15 protein-coding genes and 1 riboswitch are annotated in these 15,439 nt (G+C 63.5%); of the genes, 4 read left to right on the top strand and 11 right to left on the bottom strand.

Annotation, left to right across the window (positions count from 1 at the left end):
- Positions 1–3: 3 nt before the first annotated feature.
- From NKI52_RS10645 to mtnK, 9 genes are all read right to left on the bottom strand, one after another.
- Positions 4–1,011: a dihydroxyacetone kinase subunit DhaK gene (locus NKI52_RS10645; RefSeq protein ID WP_023676013.1), complete on the bottom strand. Its 1,008-nt coding sequence runs from the start codon at positions 1,009–1,011 to the stop codon at positions 4–6.
- 66 nt (positions 1,012–1,077) lie between these two features.
- The gene (locus NKI52_RS10640; RefSeq protein ID WP_023676012.1) at positions 1,078–1,551 is read right to left on the bottom strand and encodes a 6,7-dimethyl-8-ribityllumazine synthase; all 474 of its coding nucleotides are present in this window, start codon (positions 1,549–1,551) and stop codon (positions 1,078–1,080) included.
- A 77-nt stretch (positions 1,552–1,628) separates the two neighbouring features.
- Positions 1,629–1,769, bottom strand: a riboswitch (FMN riboswitch).
- A gap of 116 nt (positions 1,770–1,885) precedes the next feature.
- On the bottom strand, positions 1,886–4,147 hold the full coding sequence (locus NKI52_RS10635) for a xanthine dehydrogenase family protein molybdopterin-binding subunit (protein ID WP_352698072.1): 2,262 nt from the start codon (positions 4,145–4,147) through the stop codon (positions 1,886–1,888).
- A 146-nt stretch (positions 4,148–4,293) separates the two neighbouring features.
- Positions 4,294–4,764 (bottom strand): nuclear transport factor 2 family protein, encoded by a 471-nt coding sequence (locus NKI52_RS10630; RefSeq protein ID WP_023676010.1) that lies wholly within the window; start codon positions 4,762–4,764, stop codon positions 4,294–4,296.
- 71 nt (positions 4,765–4,835) lie between these two features.
- Positions 4,836–5,822, bottom strand: coding sequence for an FAD binding domain-containing protein (locus NKI52_RS10625; RefSeq protein ID WP_352697909.1), 987 nt, complete (start codon positions 5,820–5,822; stop codon positions 4,836–4,838).
- Between the two features lie 3 nt (positions 5,823–5,825).
- Positions 5,826–6,485, bottom strand: a complete 660-nt coding sequence (locus NKI52_RS10620) for a 2Fe-2S iron-sulfur cluster-binding protein (protein ID WP_352697907.1) — start codon at positions 6,483–6,485, stop codon at positions 5,826–5,828.
- A 130-nt stretch (positions 6,486–6,615) separates the two neighbouring features.
- Positions 6,616–7,500 (bottom strand): helix-turn-helix domain-containing protein, encoded by an 885-nt coding sequence (locus NKI52_RS10615; protein ID WP_352697905.1) that lies wholly within the window; start codon positions 7,498–7,500, stop codon positions 6,616–6,618.
- A 181-nt stretch (positions 7,501–7,681) separates the two neighbouring features.
- Positions 7,682–8,776, bottom strand: coding sequence for an S-methyl-5-thioribose-1-phosphate isomerase (gene mtnA / locus NKI52_RS10610; protein WP_352697903.1), 1,095 nt, complete (start codon positions 8,774–8,776; stop codon positions 7,682–7,684).
- Positions 8,773–10,044, bottom strand: coding sequence for an S-methyl-5-thioribose kinase (gene mtnK / locus NKI52_RS10605; RefSeq protein ID WP_352697901.1), 1,272 nt, complete (start codon positions 10,042–10,044; stop codon positions 8,773–8,775). Before mtnK ends, mtnA begins: the two co-directional genes overlap by 4 nt.
- A 135-nt stretch (positions 10,045–10,179) precedes the next feature.
- Between mtnK and NKI52_RS10600 the strand changes: the two genes are divergently transcribed.
- The 4 genes from NKI52_RS10600 to NKI52_RS10585 all read left to right on the top strand — a co-directional run bounded on the left by NKI52_RS10600 (position 10,180) and on the right by NKI52_RS10585 (position 14,876).
- The gene (locus tag NKI52_RS10600) at positions 10,180–11,691 is read left to right on the top strand and encodes a sugar ABC transporter ATP-binding protein (protein WP_352697899.1); all 1,512 of its coding nucleotides are present in this window, start codon (positions 10,180–10,182) and stop codon (positions 11,689–11,691) included.
- A gap of 83 nt (positions 11,692–11,774) precedes the next feature.
- Positions 11,775–12,770, top strand: a complete 996-nt coding sequence (locus NKI52_RS10595; RefSeq protein WP_352691258.1) for an ABC transporter permease — start codon at positions 11,775–11,777, stop codon at positions 12,768–12,770.
- 46 nt (positions 12,771–12,816) lie between these two features.
- The gene (locus NKI52_RS10590; RefSeq protein ID WP_352697897.1) at positions 12,817–13,872 is read left to right on the top strand and encodes a substrate-binding domain-containing protein; all 1,056 of its coding nucleotides are present in this window, start codon (positions 12,817–12,819) and stop codon (positions 13,870–13,872) included.
- A gap of 158 nt (positions 13,873–14,030) precedes the next feature.
- Positions 14,031–14,876: an acyl-CoA thioester hydrolase/BAAT C-terminal domain-containing protein gene (locus tag NKI52_RS10585; protein WP_352697895.1), complete on the top strand. Its 846-nt coding sequence runs from the start codon at positions 14,031–14,033 to the stop codon at positions 14,874–14,876.
- A 29-nt stretch (positions 14,877–14,905) separates the two neighbouring features.
- Here the strand turns inward: NKI52_RS10585 and NKI52_RS10580 are convergent, their stop codons facing one another.
- On the bottom strand, positions 14,906–15,178 hold the full coding sequence (locus tag NKI52_RS10580) for a type II toxin-antitoxin system YafQ family toxin (protein ID WP_352575597.1): 273 nt from the start codon (positions 15,176–15,178) through the stop codon (positions 14,906–14,908).
- 1 nt (position 15,179) lies between these two features.
- Entirely contained in the window at positions 15,180–15,437 is a 258-nt protein-coding gene (locus NKI52_RS10575; protein ID WP_352697893.1) for a type II toxin-antitoxin system RelB/DinJ family antitoxin, read from the bottom strand.
- Positions 15,438–15,439 lie beyond the last annotated feature (2 nt).

Here is a 15,439-nt window from a genome sequence, read left to right as displayed (position 1 = left end):
TTCTCAGCCGGCGCGGAACATGGCGCAGTCGCAAGGATGGTCGAGCATCGCCTGCAACTCGCCGTCGAGATGCATCAGCGTCACCGAGGCGCCGGCCATTTCGAGAGAGGTGCAGTAATTGCCGACCCAGGTCGCGTGGACGGAAACGCCGATCTCGTCGAGCCTCTGCTTGACCCGCCGATTCATGATGTAGAGTTCCATCAGCGGCGTCGAGCCGAGCGAATCGACCAGCACCGCGACCTTGTCGCCGCGCGCCGGCGCCATCTCGTCGAGGATATTGTCCAGCATCTCGTCTGTGATCTCGTCGGCGGTTTTCAATTTTCCGCGCGCGATGCCTGGCTCGCCATGGATGCCCATGCCGATCTCCATCTCGTCCGGTCCGATCTCGAAATTGGGCCGGCGGGTCTGCGGCAACGAGCAGGGCGACAGCGCCACGCCCATGGTGAAGGTGTGATCGTTGGCCTTCCTGGCGATGCGCTCGCACTCGTCGAAAGAGAGCATTCGGTCGCAGGCGGCACCGGCGGCCTTGAAGATGAAGAAATTGCCGGCGACGCCGCGTCGCTTCTGCCTCTGGTCGCGTGGCGCCGAGGCGACATCGTCGGTGGTCAGCACGGTACGCACCTCGATGTCGTCCATTGCCGCCATTTCGGCGGCCATGTCGAAGTTCATCACGTCGCCGGCATAGTTGCCGTACATGAACAGCACGCCGGCGCCACCGCTGGCCGCCTTGGCGCATTCGAGGATCGGGTCCGGCGGCGGCGAGGCGAAGACATTGCCGATCGCGGCCGCGTCAGCCAGCCCCTTGCCGACGAAGCCGAGGAAGGTCGGCTCATGGCCCGAGCCGCCGCCGATGACAAGGCCGACCTTGTCTGGGCGCGGTCCGTCGCGGGCGATAATGGCGCGCGGACTGCCGTCCGCGCTTCTGAGGTGGCGCGGATGCGCAGCCAGGATGCCCTCCAGCATCTCGTCGACGGAGCGATTGCCGTCATTGATGATCTTCTTGGTCTGCACCGGCATCCTCCTGCTTCGTGAGATACTACAGCGCCTTACCGGGATTTCCACCCGGCGGTGGAGGTTTCACGCCGCGATGTGTTCGCGTGCTGCCAGCAGTTGCACGCAGGCACTGGCCGCCTCTTTGCCCTTGACCTTGAAATGCTCGAAGAAGAAGCGGTGATGGTCCGCGCTGTCATGGTAGTTGTGCGGCGTCAGCACCGCCGAAAGCACCGGCACGCCAGTCGACAATTGCACATTCATCATCCCGTCGATGACCGCGCTTGCAACAAACTCGTGCCGGTAGATGCCGCCATTGACGACGAACGCGGCGCCGAGGATAGCGGCATAGCGGCCGGTCACGGCAAGCGTCTTTGCATGCAGGGGAATCTCATAAGCGCCAGGCACATCGAAGACATCGACGGCAAAGCGTTTCTCTCCGAGAACCGCCAGTTCCGCCTCGAATGCTTCAACGCATTGGTCGACGATATCGGCATGCCAACGCGCGCGAATGACGGCAACGCGGATCGTTTCATAGTCGTTGTGGGAATGCTGATTCATGGGTCCATCCTTCCGTTTCGAACCAGAATCAGGACGCACGATACGGAGTCCGAACCGCGAAAGCGGACCGTCTTCCATTTCGTTCTCTTCCATCCGGACTGTGACCGTCGGCTCCGGAATCACACCGGATCTGCTGACCCCTCCGGCTAACCGGAAAGCGCTCGCGGGCTTGGGCCCTTACCGCCGGTGGGGACTTTCACCCCGCCCTGAGAACATTGACGGCGTTTGTATGGAAGGGCCGGAAAGCGCTGTCAACCACCGGCGTCGTCGTCGATGGCGCAGAAATAGCGATTCGTTTCGACCTGGTCACCGTTGAGGGCGAGGGAGGAGAGCGTCAAATGGCGATCACCGGTAAGGCAGGCAGCACCTTGTCCAAGGTGATGGGAAATTCACGCACTCGCACGCCGGCCGCGTTGTAAACGGCGTTGGCGACAGCAGCCCCCGCACCGCACACGCCGAGCTCGCCGAGACCCTTTGCGCCAAGCGGGTTGGCCTTGTCGTCGTCTTCCTCGAGGAAGGCGACCTCCATATCGGGGACATCGCCATTGACCGGCACATGATACTCGGCAAGATCGTGATTGACGAAGTGGCCGTAGCGCGGGTCGAGCACCGTCTGCTCCATCAGCGCTGCACCGATCCCCCAGGTCATGCCGCCGATGATTTGCGAGCGCGCGGTCTTGGCGTTGAGGATACGGCCCGCGCCGATCACAGCCAGCATCCGGCGCATCCGGATTTCACCGGTATCGCAATCGACAGCGACCTCTGCGAAATGCGCGCCATAGGAATGCTGCGAATAGGTCTTGTATGACTGGGTGGTGGCGCCCGCGGCTACGGAGCCTTCGGCTTCGAGCCCGTCGGGAGAGATCCCTCGGATAAGATCGGCCAGGCTCGCCGATCGCTGGCCGACCCTGACCTCGCCGTCGGCAAAGCTTGCCTCGGTGGCGTTCGCGCCGCGCAACGGCGAGGCTTCGTTCGACTGCGCCGCCTCCAGGATCCGTTCCTTGAGGACGTTGCACGCATTATACAAGGCCGAACCCGCACTTGCTGCGCCCCAGGACCCGCCGGAGCCGGCGGTACGCGGGAAGCGGCTGTCGCCGAGCTCCACCTTGACGGACGAGATCGGCAGGCCGAGGCTCTCGGCGGCAATCTGGGTCAGGATCGTATAGGTGCCGGTCCCAATATCGGTCATGTCGAGCCGCGCCGTCACCCGACAGTCCCGGTCGATCGCAACCCGCGCCGTCGCCGCGCCGATATAGTTCGGACGGATCGCCGCCGCCATGCCGTGGCCGATAAGCTTGCGGCCCTCCCGAGTTCGGCCCGGTGTCGGGTTTCTCCGCTCCCAGCCGAAACGGCGGGCGCCTTCCTCCATGCAGGCGACGAGATTGCGGGTGGAGAACGGCACGCCGCGCTCGGGATCCTGTGCCGGTTCGTTGCGGATCCTGAGTTCGATCGGGTCCAGACCGGCGCGCTCGGCGAGCTCATCCATGGCGCATTCGAAAGCCAGCATGCCGGGCGCTTCGCCGGGCGAGCGCATCCATTCGCCGCGGTTGATGTCCAGCGGAACCAGGCGATGGCGGGTGAGACGGTTCGGCGCGGCGTAGAGCGAGCGCGCAAAAACTGCCGTTTGTTCGCAGTACTCCTCGAAGCTGGACGTTGCGGACCAGACATCGTGCGCGATCCCGGTGAGCCGCCCGTCAGTGTCCGCGCCGAGACGTACCTGTTGGACCATCTCTGCGCGATGACCGGCATTGGCGAACATCTGTTGTCGCGTCAGCGCGATCTTCACGGGGCGCTGCAGCACCTGCGCTGCAAGTGCGGCCAGGATCGTGTCGGCATGGGCAATCAGCTTGGAACCGAAGCCTCCGCCGATGAAGGGGCTGACGATGCGCACTCGCTCGAGCGGGATGCGAAGCGTGCTGGCGACCCCGGCCCGGAAGTTCGCGAGGGTCTGCGCCGATGTACGGATCGTCAGCTCGTTGCCTGACCAGGCAGCAAGCGTCGCATGCGGCTCCATCGGATTGTGATGTTCGAAGGGGGTCCCGTAGGTGGAATCGATCTTGATCGGCGCCGTCGCAAAGGCGCGCTCGAAGTCGCCGACCACGCTGTCGGTCTCGAAGCCGGCATTGGTCCGCTTTGGCGCGTAGGCGTCGGCGATATGTCCCGGTAGATCGTAGAGGCCCGGCTCCTCGTCATAGCGTACTCTGATGAGGCCCGCAGCAGCGCGTGCCGCCTCGAACGTCTCCGCAACGACCAGCGCGACCGGCTCGTCGTAATACCGTACTCGATCGCTGTTGAGCGCGGGCCGGGGGCGCGTGAAGACCTCCGGCACCGTTGGCGTGACCGTTGGGCCGAAATCCGGCTGGGCCGGCGCATTGCGGTGCGTGATGACGAGCAGCACTGCCGGCGCCCGTTCGGCTTCGGTCGTGTCGATCTCGGCGATGCGGCCCTTGGCGACGGAGGCGCCGAGAATGTAGCCATAGGCTGTACCATCCAGCTCATTCTCGTAAGCGTATGTGGCGCCGCCCGTCACTTTGAGCGGACCGTCGATGCGGTCGATCGGCCTCCCGATGATGCCAGCATCGGCACGAGGTTTCATCCTTGAATGGGTGGCGGAGCCGGGCAGTCCGGGTATGGTCTCGTTCACAAGTCACCTAAAGATTTTTCATCTGGAGTTCGGAAGCATCGAGGCCGCGACGACGCCGCTTCCTCGCACCTTTATGTTCGTCGCGCGGCGGCCGGAGCTCACGCGGCGATCTCGCCGAAATACTCGCGAAATTCGACCAGCCTCCCTGTCGGGCCGGCCCGGATGAGGATCGCATGCAGGCCAGTGTAGGGCGCGCCACCGATTGTCCCGCTCCCGCGGTCGCAGACGATGACCCAGTCGGCGGCGAAGAGCTTGAGATCGACGGTCGATTTCGTGATCCTGTTTCCCTGCGCCTGATGCGCGGCGGTCCAGGCTGCGAGTGCCCGCTTGCCTTCCGGTGGTCCGTGTCGGCCTCGTTGCTCGCCGACAGGGAATTGGAAGGTCATCGTCTCATCGCAACAATCAAGGAATGCCGTCCAGTCGCCAGAGGCCCAGCCGGCAAAGAAGGCGTCGACGGCGGCCTCGAGCCCGTGACGAGCTCCCGGGTCGGATGTGGCGCCCCAAGCTGCTGCGGCAGAAACAAAAAGGCCGCCACCCGCGGCGGCAACGGCGCGTCGCGTGAGTTTCATATCGATCTCCTGCTCGTCGCCTGCATCTGGGAACCGCTGTTCGGGGTCGTCGTCTCTGTCATCGTGTCACCTCACGCACTCTCGACGGCAGCAGCGAGCGTGTGCCGCATCGTCCGTTTCGCCAGCGGGATCTTGAAATCATTGGCGCCATGCCCGACGGCTCCGGCGAGCGCGGCTTCGGCGGCGTCGCTAAAGGCGCCGTCGGATGCCGCCGCTCCTGCCAGCGTCCGCTCCGCCTCCGTCGCGCGCCATGGCTTGGCTGCCACGCCGCCCATGGCGATCCGAGCGCTTCGGATACGGTCGCCGCTTTTCTCGACGATTGCTGCCACCGACACCAGCGCGAAGGCGTAGGAAGCACGGTCGCGCACCTTGCGGTAAACCTGTCGGCCGGGTGGCGGCGGCGGCAGGGTAACCGCGACGACCATTTCGCCGTGGCCGAGCACGGTCTCCACCTGGGGCATCGTCTCGGGCAATCGATGGAAATCGCCGATCGGGGTCGTACGGGTCTCGCCGCCGGGCGAGACGGTCTCGATCCTGGCGTCGAGCCCGGACATGGCGACCGCCATGTCAGAAGGATGGACCGCGATGCAGGCTTCGCTCGCGCCGAGTACGGCGTGCATGCGGTTGAAGCCCTGAAGTGCCGCGCAGCCCGAACCCGGCTGGCGCTTGTTGCAGGGCATGTTGCGGTCGTAGAAATAGGGGCAGCGCGTGCGCTGCAGGAGATTGCCGCTGGTCGAGGCCTTGTTGCGTATCTGGCCGGACGCTCCCGCCAGCAGCGCTTGCGTGAGCATCGGGTAGCGCGACCTTACCCGCGGGTCGGCGGCGAGATTGCTATTGCGGACCTGGGCGCCGACCCGAAGCCCGCCTTCCGCCGTCTCCTCGATCCGATCAAGGGGCAGCCGGCTGATGTCGACGAGATGCGCTGGGCGCTCGATCTCGAGCTTCATCAGGTCGAGCAGGTTGGTGCCGCCGCAGATGAACTTGGCGTCCGGCCGGGCCGCAACCGCGGCCGCCGCCTGCTCAGCACTCGTCGCACGTTCATAAGTGAAGGACTGCATTGCTCATGTCTCCTCTGCCGCGTCGCGGATTGCAGCGACAATGTTCGGATAGGCGGCGCAACGGCAGATGTTGCCGCTCATCCGCTCGCGGATCTCGGCATCGGTGAGAGCGACGGAAGCCGCTGCCACGTCGGCGCTCGCATGGCTTGGCCAGCCGGCCCGCGCCTCGCCCAGCATGCCAACCGCCGAGCAGATCTGGCCTGGCGTACAGTAGCCGCACTGGAAACCGTCGCGGGCGACGAAGGCGGCCTGGACCGGATGCAGCCGGTCACCCTCGGCAAGGCCCTCGACCGTGGTGATCTCGTCGCCTTCATGCATTGCGGCAAGCGTCAGGCAGGAATTGATCCGGCGCCCATCGACGAGCACCGTGCATGCGCCGCACTGGCCGTGGTCGCAGCCCTTCTTCGAGCCGGTGAGGCCGAGATGGTTGCGCAGGGCGTCGAGCAGCGTCGTCCGCGGGTCGAGCTCGACGGCAAGATCCTTCGCGTTGATCCGTAACGACATCGTCATCGTCGGTAGCGGCGAGGACGATGCAGCCGCCGTGACGGCCTCGACCGGCTCGGCGTCAACCGGTAGTCCGGTAGCCAGGAGCACCCCGGTCGCAACACCGCCTTCCAATACCATCCGACGCGTCGGCCCGCTCCTGTTGTCCGTTTTGGCCATGCATGATCTCCCAGCCGCAATGAAGCGCAGACGGCAACTTGACCCGAGCGAACCCTCGGGTTCTGTCACCCAACGACACTGGAGGTGGGAGTGCGGGCGGCGGCTTTCTTTCAAGAAACCGGCGGCACTATCAGGATTCTGGAGAAGAATTCACCCGATAGGCACGAGGCGTAATGCCCCTCAGACGTCGGAAGGTCGTGGTGAAGTGGCTCTGGCTTGAGAAGCCGAGCCGAAAGGCAATGACACCGATCGACAAACCCGTTTCGCGCAGCAGCGCCTCCGCTCGCCGCACCCGTTCCTCGATCACATAGGCGTAGGGTGCAAGGCCGGTCGTCGCCTTGAAGCGACGCGCAAAACTGTCGACGGCCATGCCCGCGGCGGCTGCCAGCTCGCTTAGCGAAATGTCGGAATTCATATGCGCATCGATGTAATCCCGAACGCGACCAAGTGCCCGGCGGCTGAGACAGCCGTGACGTACAAACCGCGGTTGCTCCCGGCTCAGGTTGGCCACGCGGAGACTGACGAGGGCGACCAGATGCTCGACATAGGCGGTGTCTGGCTTGTGGCCGAGTGCCATCTCGTCACGAAGCGAACTCAGCAGCGTGGCGACGACCGCGTCTTTCTTGTTTACCAGTATAGGCAGCTTCCTCAGGCGTTCGCATCCGGGAAGCCCGATATCGGGATCGATCCACAGGGCTGAATAGGAGAGGTTTACATCGCGATAGAAGCCCTGTCGTTCCGCGCCTGCCGGGACGAAGGTGAGGGCTCCGGGACGGTCCATTCCGTCGTAAAGGGATCGTGCCTCGTGCCGGATGGATGTATGGGACGTGCCGCCTTCTTCGGTCAGCACGATCAGATGATGAGGGGCTGTCCAGCGGAGCTCCGCCTCCCGGCACGCCCACCGCCGGTTGTCGAAGACGATCGAGGAGCTGACCCATGACGCGGTTTGCAGGGGCTCCGACTTCTCGTCCTGGCTCCGAACCCGTCCGTCACCAAGCAACGGTCTGAATGACATCGCGGTATCCCGCTGGTTCACTCGCCGAGCCGTGGGCAACCCCGGCTTCGAGCGTTGGGCGCCGCCCCGCCGCTACGCATACGGCCGTCCATGTGGGACAGGCAACGGGCGTTTTTAACCGTGCCGTGTTCAAGAAATCGTGAGATCAGGCAAATCCGGAGCGCCCTCTCGGCAAAGCGGATCATCCGCGCTCGGGAAACATCGCCCTCAGGCCTTCGCGCGAGGCCGTAGCGACACCGCGTTCGGTGATCAAGCCGGTGACCAGCCGCGCCGGCGTCACGTCGAAGGCCGGATTGGCCGCCGGCGTGGCTTCCGGCGATACGCGGACCTGGGCGATCTCGCCGGAAGCGGTCTTGCCCCAGACCAGTGAGACCTCGTCGGGCGAGCGCTGTTCGATCGGGATGTCGGCCAGCCCGTCGCCCACGGTCCAGTCGATCGTCGGCGACGGCAGCGCGACATAGAACGGCACGTCGTTGTCGTCGGCGGCGAGCGCCTTGAGATAGGTACCGATCTTATTGCAGACATCGCCGTCGGCGGTGGTCCTGTCGGTGCCGACGACGACCATGTCGATCTGGCCGCGCTGCATCAGATGGCCGCCGGCATTGTCGACGATCAGCGTATGCGGCACGCCGTGGCCGGCCATCTCCCAGGCGGTCAATTGGGCACCCTGGTTGCGGGGTCGTGTTTCGTCGACATAGACATGGACTGGAATGCCGGCTTCCGTCGCCAGATAGATCGGCGCGGTGGCGGTGCCGTAGTCGACCGTGGCCAGCCACCCGGCGTTGCAGTGGGTCAGGATATTGACCGGTTCGCCCGGCTGCTTGCGCGCCGCGATCGCCTTGATGATTTCGAGCCCATGGGCGCCGATGGCGCGGTTGAGGCCGACATCCTCGTCGGCGATCTCGCCGGCACGCCGATAGGCAGCCGCGGCACGTTCTGCCAGGGGAAGCGTCAGCAGGAAGCGCTGCATTTCGTTCAGCGCCCAGCGCAAATTGATCGCCGTCGGGCGCGTTTCGTGCAAGGTTGCCCAGACGGCGTCGAGTGCTGCATCCGACGGATCGTCGGCCATCTGCATGGCGACGCCATAGGCCGCGGTGACGCCGATCAGCGGCGCCCCGCGCACCCACATGTCGCGGATTGCCGTGGCGATGCCGGCGACGGTATCGATCTTTTCGACGCGGAAATCATGCGGCAGCCAGCGCTGGTCGATGATCTCCACCGAACGCCCGTCGTCACTCGGCCAGATGGTGCGGTAGTGGCGGTCGCCGACGTTCAAATCCTGCTCTCCCGTTCGATCAGCGCGGCCAACCGGTTGACCTCGTCGATGCTGTGGATCTGGCGCCGGTTGACGGCGAGGTGACGGCCGAATTTCAGCGCCTTAGCCTCACATCTGGCGCGCAGATCCGGCTCGGCAATGGTCTCGAAATCGGCATTGTGGGCAAGGCCGAGAATTCGCCGGTGAACCTCGACGCCGGCAAAGCCGAGCAGATCGGTCCAGATCGAATGCAGCATGTGGTCTAGCGCCTGCTCGGCGCCAAGCCTGTCGCCCTGATCTTCGAACAGGCTCTTCTGGTAGAGCATGCCGGTACGCTCGGTTCGCCACAGATGCGAGAACTCGGCGCGAAACACCGACCATGTCTCGACCGTAACGCCGAGCAGATAGTCACGCACGGCGTCGCGGCTTCCGTCCTGTTCATGGCCGCGCTGCGAGAAGAACGCCATCCAGAAATTGGCGAGCAGCATGCCGACGTCGAAGGCGATCGGCCCGTAGAAGGCGAATTCCGGGTCGATCATCCTCGTTTCGGTGTCGGTGACCATGATCGAGCCGGAATGCAGGTCGCCATGCAGCAGCGTCTCGGCATTGGCAGCGAAGATGTGCTTCATGCGCTGCGCCTCGACCTTGAGGTCGCGGTCGGCGCGCAGCTCGGCGACAATGCCATCGAGCTGCGGGCTGGTGTGCCGGTTCATCTTGGCATCGAAATACGGATCCGAGAAAACCAGGTTCTCGGTGATGTCGCAGAGTTCGACATTGTCGGCGAACAGTGCCAGATCGGCCTTGCGGTCCTTGGTCGCCATATGCAGGTCGGAGCCGCGAAACAACGTGCGGGCCATGAACAAGCCGATGTCTGTCGCGATGTTGGGCAATTGCCGGCCTTCGATCAGCGCCCGCCGCAGGATAATGTGCGGCGACAGATACTCCATGATGATCAGCGCCTGGCCTTCGTCGAAGTGATAGATATCGGGCACCGAACCCGGCGCCCGCGCCTGTTGCCGCGTCAGCGCATGGTATTCGAAGAAGGAGCGTTTTAGCGGCAGCGGCCAGCTGTCGCCGACCAGCCGGACGTAGGGCAGGGCCTGCTTGACGACGGCCGCACCCTCAGCACCCTCGACGATGAACACCAGGTTCAGATTGCCGTCGCCGACTTCACGAACCTTCCACTGGCTTGTATCCTTGCCGATCTGCGAACACAGGGGCTCGTTGGCACCGAGACGGCCCGCCAGTGTCTCGACCGACAGTGCTTCGAACGGCGATTTCCCAGTCATCCTCACCTCCCGCTCATGTGCTCCGATGATAGCGGAGCCAACGCGGTCAGGCCAAGCTAGGAAGCCTGCTGGCAATTGTCAATCGTGTTGACAATTGCCGATATAGCCCATAGCGTCATGGTCAGGGAGGAACGAATGGGCAATGATGCCGTGTTCCGCGTCGACGGCCTGAGGAAATCCTTTGGCCATATCGAGGTGCTTGGCGGCGTCTCGCTCGAATTGCATGCCGGCGAAGTGACCGTGCTGATGGGCGCCAACGGCGCCGGCAAATCCACCCTCGTCAAGATCATCAGTGGCGTCTACGACCATGGCGGCGGCTCGATGTCGCTTGCCGGTCACGAGTTCGACCCGAAAACGCCGGCGGAGGCGATCCGCGCCGGCGTCGTCACCGTCCACCAGAACATCAATGACGGTGTCGTCGCCGACCTTGACGTCGCCACCAATCTTACCCTCGACAGGTTGAGCGGCAGCGGCGTGCCGACCCTGTTTAATCCAGGCCGGGTGCGTCGCGAGGCAAAGGCGGTGGCCGACCGCATGGGACTGGCCATCGACCTCAAGGCCCGGATCAGCGATCTTTCTCTGGCCGACCGCCAGATGGTGGCGATCGCCCGCGCCATGGCGCACCGGCCGAAAGTGCTGATCCTCGACGAGCCGACTTCCTCGCTGTCCAGCGCCGAGGCCGACCGGCTGTTCGCATTGCTCGACCGGCTTCGCCAGCAAGGCGTGGCCATCCTCTACATTTCGCACCGTATGTCTGACATCAGGCGGCTTGCCGATCGCATCATTTCGATGCGCGATGGGGTCATCTCAGGCATCTTCGACAAGAAGCCGCTGGATTACGAAGGTGCGGTCAACGCCATGCTCGGCCGTAAGATCCAGCTCGAGCGGATCGTCGCCAGGAATTCGGCCAAAGCAATTTTCACTGCCGACGCGCTGCGGATTGCTGAAGGCGCCAGGCCGATCTCGCTGACGCTCGGCGATGGCGAGGTCGTTGCCATCACCGGCCTTGTCGGTGTCGGCAAGACCGCGCTCGCCGAGACGCTGTTCGGCCTGCGCCAGCCGCTGGCCGGGACCATGGTGCTGAACGGGAAACCTTATGCTCCGGCATCGACCGGCGAAGCGATTGCCGCCGGTGTGTTTCTCGTCGCCAAGGACCGGGGCGAAAACGGCATCGTCGGCGACTTCAACATCCAGGAGAATATCAGCCTGCCGTTCCACAGCCGCATGTCGCGTCTCGGTGTTCTCAAACGCCGTATCGAACGCGCCATTGCCCGCCAGCAGATCCAGGAGTTGGGCATCGTCTGCCGCTCGGAGAGGGACGAGATGGCGTCGCTTTCCGGCGGCAATCAGCAGAAGGTGATGGTCGCCCGCTGGATGTCGCAGGCGGCAAGGCTTTTCATCCTCGACGAGCCCTTTCAGGGCGTCGACATTTCGGCCAGGCGCGACATCGCCGCCAAGCTGCGGGCCAGCGCCCACGGCCGCGCGACGCTGCTGTTCGTCACCGAACTCGACGAAGCCCTGGAGACGGCCGATCGCATCCTGGTGATGTCGGAGCAGACGATCGTCGGCGAGCACCGCAATACCGATGTCGATCTCGAGCGTCTGCTGGCCGAAGTGGCGGGCGGGCCGTCGCACAGCGCAGCCTGACGGCGGGAAGACGATGAGAATTGGAATGGAGAGGGCATGAATTCGGGTTGGATAAAGATGGTGCCAGCGTGCGGGAGCGCTGAATGATCCTGCGCGACAATGCTATTCGCTACGGCTTCATCGTTCTGTTGTTCGGGCTGATCGCCTATTTCGCTGTTGCCGCCGATGGTTTCGTCTCGCCGCAAAGCGCCGTCTTCATCTTCCAGTCGGTCGCCATCACCGGCGTTCTGGCGCTCGGCGTCACCGCCACGCTGGTCGTCGGCGGCTTCGACCTGTCGATCGGCTCGGTCGCCACCAGCGCCATGATGGCGGCTGCCTATGTCATGGTGGTGCTGGAGCAGAACGCCGTCATGGCGGTCGTCATCTGTCTTGTGATCGGCGCCGTGGTCGGCCTGATCAATGGCTGGCTGATCGTCTATATGCGGGTGCCGGACCTTTTGGCGACGCTCGGCATGATGTTCCTGCTTGTCGGCCTGCAGCGCATACCGACCGAGGGCCGTTCGATCGCCACTGGCATGACCATGCCCGACGGCTCGGTCGCCAACGGCAGCTTCGGCGCCGCCTTTCTGGCGCTTGGCCGCCATCGCTTCGATTTCTTCATCCCGAACCTCATTCCGGTGTCGGTCGTCGTCCTGCTCGTGCTGGCGGTGCTGATCTGGTTCTTTCTCGAATACACCCGTTTCGGGCGCATGATGTATGCGGTCGGCAGCAACGAACGCGCCGCAGAACTCGCCGGCGCGCCTGTCAAGGCATACAAAATCTGGGCCTATGTGATTTCGGGAGTTTTTGCCTCGATCGGCGGCATTTTGCTCGCTGCCCGGCTTGGACGCGGCGACATCGCCTCGGGTAATAATCTATTGCTCGACGCGGTGGCTGCGGCACTCATCGGTTACGCGGTTCTCGGCGCCGCCAAGCCGAACGCCTTCGGCACGGCTGTCGGCGCGGTGTTTGTCGGCGTGCTGCTGCAGGGCCTGACGATGATGAACGCGCCTTACTACACGCAGGATTTCGTCAAGGGCGTGGTTCTCGTGGTCGCCCTTGTCTTTACCTTCGCCCTGTCCGGCAGGGGCAGGAGATAGGGTTCGACCGGGTCACATTTTGGGTTCAACAAGTGGAGGAAGCGACGTGAACATCACAAGAAGACTTTTGGGGAAGGCAGCGCTCGGGCTCGCCGGCGCAACATTGCTGATGCAGTTGCCGGCGATGGCGCAGGACAGGCCGGCGCCGTTCGACAAGCCGGGCGCTGTCAAGATAGCGCTGGTCCGCTATCTCTCGACCGGCGACTTCTTCCAGGCGTATTTGTCCGGCGTCGAGGCGCAGGCCAAGGCACTCGGCGTCGACCTGCGCGTGCTCGACAGCCGCCAGGACGCGGCGCTTCAGGCGGACATGGTCGACCAGGCCATCGCGCTCGGCGTCCAAGGCATCATCATCCAGCACGGACTGACGGAATCGATGAAGGACGCCGCCCAGCGCGCGGTCGAGGCCGGCATCAAGGTCGTCGCCTTCGACGTCAATGTCGAAAACCCCAAGATCCCGCAGATCGAGCAATCCGACCGCGACCTCGCGCGCCTGGCGCTCGAACAGGCGGTCAAGGACAATGGCGAGAGCTGGAAGGCCGGCTATGTCTATGTCGCCGGCATCGCCCCACTCGACCGCCGCAACGAGACCTGGGTCGAATTCAAGAAGAAATATTCGGGCATCGATGAAGTTGCCATGTTCGGCACGCTCGACAACCCGATCGCCAATTCGGTCGCCAACCAGGCCCGTTCGGTGCTATCGGCCCATCCCGACATCAAGGTGATGTTCGCGCCCTATGACGAATTCGCCAAAGGCGTGAAGATCGCCGTCGACGAGGCCGGGTTGAACAAGGACATCAAGATCTATTCGGCCGACATCTCTACCTCGGACATCGCGGCGATGCGCGAGCCGGACAGCGCCTGGGCGGCAACCGCCGCCACCAACCCGGCCGTCGTCGGCCAGGTCTCGGTGCGTGCGCTGGCGCAGCTGTTGGCCGGTGAAGATCCCGGCCACAACGTCATTGTACCGCCGACGCTGATCACCCAGAAGGACCTCGTCGACAAGGACATCAAGAACATGGAAGACCTCTCGGCCAAGCTGCCGCAATTCGCCCATGCCGATGTTGCGATGCCGACCTGGATGCCGAACCCGAACGCCAAATAGCTATCGGCTGCGAGCAAAGGAATGGCCGTCTGCAGCAGCTTGTTGCAGGCGGCCTTTTTGTCGAAGATGTCTGGCGTGCCGGACCGCCGAATTGCAATTGTCGCAGCCAGCGGTTTTGCAGGACGATTGGACGGTTGAACCCAGGATTCGGCGGGTAGATGGAGGCGCAGGCGGTAAGAGAGGAAAGTCCGACCGGCATCGTCGCCGGAACATTTTTTCGATGCTCGCAGGCCACCACGGGCGTTGTGGTGTTGGGCGGATCGAGTGGCCGTGTTGATGTCGGGCGCGCGCGGCTCTTTGCAGATGCGGGTACGTCGGCCTTGGCGCTGCAGTGGATTGGCGGCGAGGGCCAGGTTCCCGGAATATGTGAGGTTCCCCTGGAAACGTTCTTTGCGGCAACCGATTATCTCATTGAAACAGGGTGCCGTCGCATCGTCTATGTGGGCACGTCCAAGGGTGCCGAGGCGTCATTGCTTGCCGCGGTCCATGACCAGCGAATTGATGCAGTGGTCGCGATTAGCCCGTCATCCGTAGTTTGGGGAAATATCGGTGCGGGCCGGGATGGTGTCAGCTGGCCTGAACGATCCTCATGGTCGCTCGACGGCATCGCGCTGCCGTTTGTGCCGACAAATCCAGATTGGACACGAGAGTATGTGGATGGCTTAGTATCTTACAGGGGGCTTTTCGAAAATTGTTTGAAAACCTTCAAGCAGAAATCAAAGGCGGCGACGATCCCTGTTGAGACCGCATCGGCCGAGATTCTGCTCGTCGCGGGTGGCGACGATGCACTATGGCCCTCTCTACCGTTCGCGAAACATATCGTTCAGCGGTGCGGCGAAGCAGGTAAGGTCACTCATCTCATTTCGTCGCCGGATGCGGGTCACCGCATTCTCTTGCCAGGCGAAAATACCCCACGCTCGACATTGCACGCACACGGAGGCAATGACGAGGCCGATTCAAAGCTGGGCCGAAAGGCTTGGGAAGGCATCCGAGAACTACTTTAGCAAAATTCTCAAATGCGCACCTGTCTCGGCTACTCGTTGAACAGATCGGAATGTGAGCCGGTGCGAGCAAGCTGTAGCTCGTCACCGGCAACACGATAGATCAAGAGCCAGTCCGGTTCCATGTGAGCGTCACGATAGCCTTTCCAATCGCCCTTGAGGGGGTGGTCCTTGTAAGTCGCCGGTAGATCATTCTCGGCGAGCAGAAGGCCTAGCAGTTCGCGCAATTTACCAAGGTCTTTGCCGCGCTTCTCCGCACGTTTCACGTCCCGGCGGAATTGCCCGGAGCGAACGGGCGTCAGCACGTCAGATGCCCAGATCCTTGAACAACTCATCGGCCGAGGCGAAGCGCTTGCCCTTGCCACGCTCCAATTCCGTCATCGCCTTCCGAGTGGTTGCGTTCGGCACTTTCACCGGAAAGGGAAACTCCTTGTCGGCGGCGACGCGGACCAGCAGCAGACGGATGGCGTCGGAAACGGACAATCCCATCGCCGCCAACGCTTCCGTTGCCTGATCCTTTGTCGCCGTATCTATCCGAGCACGGACGACGGTACCCGTTGCCATAT

The organism is Mesorhizobium sp. M0590 (assembly GCF_040320905.1).
Classification (GTDB): Bacteria; Pseudomonadota; Alphaproteobacteria; order Rhizobiales; family Rhizobiaceae; genus Mesorhizobium.
Note: the sequence above shows the minus strand (reverse complement) of the source record. Positions and strands in the feature narration are given on the sequence as shown.